Source organism: Neobacillus drentensis (assembly GCF_036965245.1).
GTDB lineage: Bacteria > Bacillota > Bacilli > Bacillales > Cytobacillaceae > Neobacillus > Neobacillus drentensis_G.
This window is the reverse complement of record NZ_JBALPG010000004.1, coordinates 33,952-37,312: the sequence shown is the minus strand read 5'-3', so window position 1 is coordinate 37,312 and position 3,361 is coordinate 33,952. Positions and strand designations below refer to the sequence as shown.

General features: G+C 34.1%; 3 protein-coding genes. 2 read left to right on the top strand and 1 reads right to left on the bottom strand.

Annotated elements, in window-relative coordinates; genetic code table 11:
- Window positions 1-174 precede the first annotated feature (174 nt).
- Window positions 175-2,130, top strand: a complete 1,956-nt coding sequence (locus tag V7150_RS00825; protein WP_335512668.1) for an LTA synthase family protein — start codon at window positions 175-177, stop codon at window positions 2,128-2,130.
- 164 nt (window positions 2,131-2,294) lie between these two features.
- A complete protein-coding gene (locus V7150_RS00820; protein ID WP_335512666.1) occupies window positions 2,295-2,807 on the top strand; it encodes an HD domain-containing protein in 513 nt (170 codons plus the stop codon).
- Between the two features lie 41 nt (window positions 2,808-2,848).
- Here V7150_RS00820 and V7150_RS00815 read toward each other — a convergent pair whose 3' ends face one another.
- A complete protein-coding gene (locus tag V7150_RS00815; RefSeq protein WP_335512664.1) occupies window positions 2,849-3,325 on the bottom strand; it encodes a hypothetical protein in 477 nt (158 codons plus the stop codon).
- Between the last annotated feature and the right edge of the window lie 36 nt (window positions 3,326-3,361).

The window sequence follows — 3,361 nt, the reverse complement described above, 5'->3', positions numbered from 1 at the left end:
ACTGTCAACAAGATCCTCGGATTTTGTCGAATCAATAAAAATAATGACATAAATTATTTTATGAAATAAACATATAATGGAAAGATTTATGTTTTTATTTTTTTTGAAAATGTGATATAGTAATTGAGGTTCGTTTACCGGAGCTTAGTTGGTAAGTGAGAGGAGAAGTTAGAAATGAATAAAATAAGACTACCTATAAAATTCAACAATAGTCATATTACATTCTTTGTAATTGCCGTTGTAACATTCTGGATTAAGACATATGCGGCATATCAAATTGAATTTAATCTTGGAATTGATAATAACCTGCAAAGATTTTTGCTATTGATAAATCCATTGAGTTCAGCACTTTTCTTTTTTGGAATAGCATTGCTCTTTAAGAAACGTGTAAAACTTGTTATGATTATCACAAATTTCTTATTATCATTCTTATTGTACGCAAATATTGCCTATTATCGCTTTTTTAATGACTTTATAACAGTTCCTGTTATAATGCAGACAAAGACAAATGCTGGACAGTTGGGTGAAAGTGCACTTTCTTTAATGTCCCCATTTGATATTTTTTATTTTACTGATTTATTTATTTTAATTGCTCTTGCATTAACAGTTTTCAAGAATGTTACGGTACCGAATAGAAAGTCATTTAAAATTGTTCTTTTGTTTGCCATTACTACCTTTTTGTTTAACTTAGGATTAGCAGAAAAAGATCGTCCGCAGTTACTTACACGTTCTTTTGACAGAAATTACTTAGTAAAATATCTAGGTACTTACAACTTTACTATTTATGATGTCGTTCAAAACGTAAAATCATCTAGTCAGCGTGCACTAGCGGATAGCAGCGATATTACCGACGTAGAGAACTATCGTAAGGCAAACTATGCGTCGCCAAATCCAGATTACTTTGGTAAAGCAAATGGTATGAACGTCATTTATATTTCTATGGAATCATTCCAAACTTTTATGATTGATTATAAAATGCCTGATGGTCGGGAAGTTACACCATTCTTAAATTCATTGGCACATGATGGTAACACGTTTTATTTTGATAACTTTTATCATCAAACAGGACAAGGGAAAACATCTGATGCAGAATTTTTAATGGAAAATTCTTTATATCCAATGTCTCAAGGTGCAGTTTTTGTTAATAAAGCACAAAATACCTATCAAGCTATGCCTTCCATTCTAAAAGGCCAGGGTTACAGCTCAGCAGTATTACATGGTAACTATAAAACGTTTTGGAATAGGAACGTCATCTATAAAGCATTTGGTTACGATCAATTTTTTGATGCAGAATACTATAACATGACAGATGAAAATACTAAAAACTATGGCATGAAAGACAAACCGTTCTTTAAAGAATCGATTCCGTTACTTGAGAGCCTAAAGCAGCCGTTCTATACAAAGTTTATTTCATTGTCAAACCATTTCCCTTTTGAAATGGATCCAGAAGATACTGATTTCCCTGCAGGTGATTATGGTGATACGGTTGTTGACCAATATTTTCAATCTGCACATTATATGGATCAGGCATTTGAACAGTTTTTTAATGATTTAAAAGCAAATGGTATGTATGATAATACAGTTATTGTTATGTACGGTGATCATTACGGTATATCTGAAAACCATAACGAAGCGATGGCGAAGGTTTTAGGGGTAGATGAAATCACTCCGGCAACTAATGCTAAATTGCAGCGTGTGCCATTGTTTATTCACGTACCTGGTGTAAAAGGTGGGGTACAGCATCAAATAGGCGGGGAAGTAGACGTTCGACCTACAGTACTACACTTATTAGGATTAGATACAAAGGATTACATGGAATTTGGCTCTGATTTATTATCTCCACAACATCGGAATTGGGCTTTATTTAGAAATGGTGATTTCGTGGCATCTGATGTAATCAAAATTAAGGATAAATGCTATTCTAATGATACTGGAGAGTTAATGGAAAATGCTGAAGCATGTAAGGATACTTTAGAAAAAGTAAATACTGAGCTGCAGATGTCTGATGAAATAGTCTATAAAGATTTATTGCGTTTCTACAAACCTGAAGGATATACTCCAATTAATCCTAACGATTATGAATATTTAGGTCCTAAAGGAAAAGTGACAAAAACAACTGAAAATAATTAACCAAGAGAGAAGATTCATTCTTCTCTCTTTTTTCTCTTTATGAAGATGGAATAGCCATTTAGGACAGGTTGGAATATAATATAGTGAAACTTCAATCAATGAGGGAATTTACTGCTTATAAATTCGGGATATAATATTATTTTGAAAAAGTTAGGAGGGTTGGCATGAGAGACGTTACCTTATTAAATATATTTGAACATCATATTGCCCAAAAATATTTGAACCGCTCTGGACTTGCCCATGCGATTGCTGTTGCCTATCATGCCTTTCATTTAGGAAAAGAACATCAGGTAGATATTGATATTGCTGCTAAAGCAGGACTACTCCATGATATGGGTCATTATACATGGTATAAAAATGGAAAATGGGATTATGACTTGTACAAGCAGAATGATATTCACGCGATAAAAGGGGCAGAAAGGGCACATAAGCTGCTGATTCGTCTTGGGGAGAATCCGATAAAGGCCAAAACCATTGCACTCGCTATTCTTTTCCATACTGATTCCTTTTTACCATCTAATGACATTGTCAGGACACCTTTACAGCAAATTGTGAAATGGGCAGATGAAAAAGATGAAGAAGAGGGTGGGCTGCATCATTATCGAAAAATTGACCTTGAACGAGCAAGACAAAGCATAATCCGCTTAGATCAATGGATAGACCACGAGTACGAATAGAATGATAAAGGCTGTGCTTATTACTGGCACAGCCTTTTACTTTATTTTCGATTAAATCCTTCTTCTCGCAAAAATTCTTCTGCTTCTTCATAAGTATCAAAGCTTGCATCAAGGTTTAAACCAAAATAAATATTCCATGCGTCATTTTCATTTATCAGTATTAGAAGATTGTTTTCTTCATCAACCCATCGCTCTTCATCTAATTCTCCAACAATTGCTGCCTCTGCTGCTGGTTTTTCAATAGGAGATAGTGCTTGGATGGCTTCTTTTAACAGCAGGAACAGCTGATCGGCAGAAAAATTGCGGATATTGACCATTCCTTTATCATCCGTTTCATATTGTGCTAGATGTCCGGCGTAAACGAACCCATTACCATTTGGGTGTAAATGATAAACAATATTTTTTTTATCAGAAATACTGTTTGGAAACTGGAAATTGACCCGTCCAAGTGAAACATTTTTTCGTTCTAATTCGGCAAAAGATCCGATGATGGCTAGTTTTTCATTAAAAGTAAGCATAGTTTCCTCCATCTATTTATGTAAATATTCTTTTAT

Bases quoted from the DNA above. Each gene is read 5' to 3' on its own strand.
- V7150_RS00815 (WP_335512664.1), bottom strand. From the start codon at position 3,325: ATGCTTACTTTTAATGAAAAACTAGCCATCATCGGATCTTTTGCCGAA.
- V7150_RS00825 (WP_335512668.1), top strand. From the start codon at position 175: ATGAATAAAATAAGACTACCTATAAAATTCAACAATAGTCATATTACA.
- V7150_RS00820 (WP_335512666.1), top strand. From the start codon at position 2,295: ATGAGAGACGTTACCTTATTAAATATATTTGAACATCATATTGCCCAA.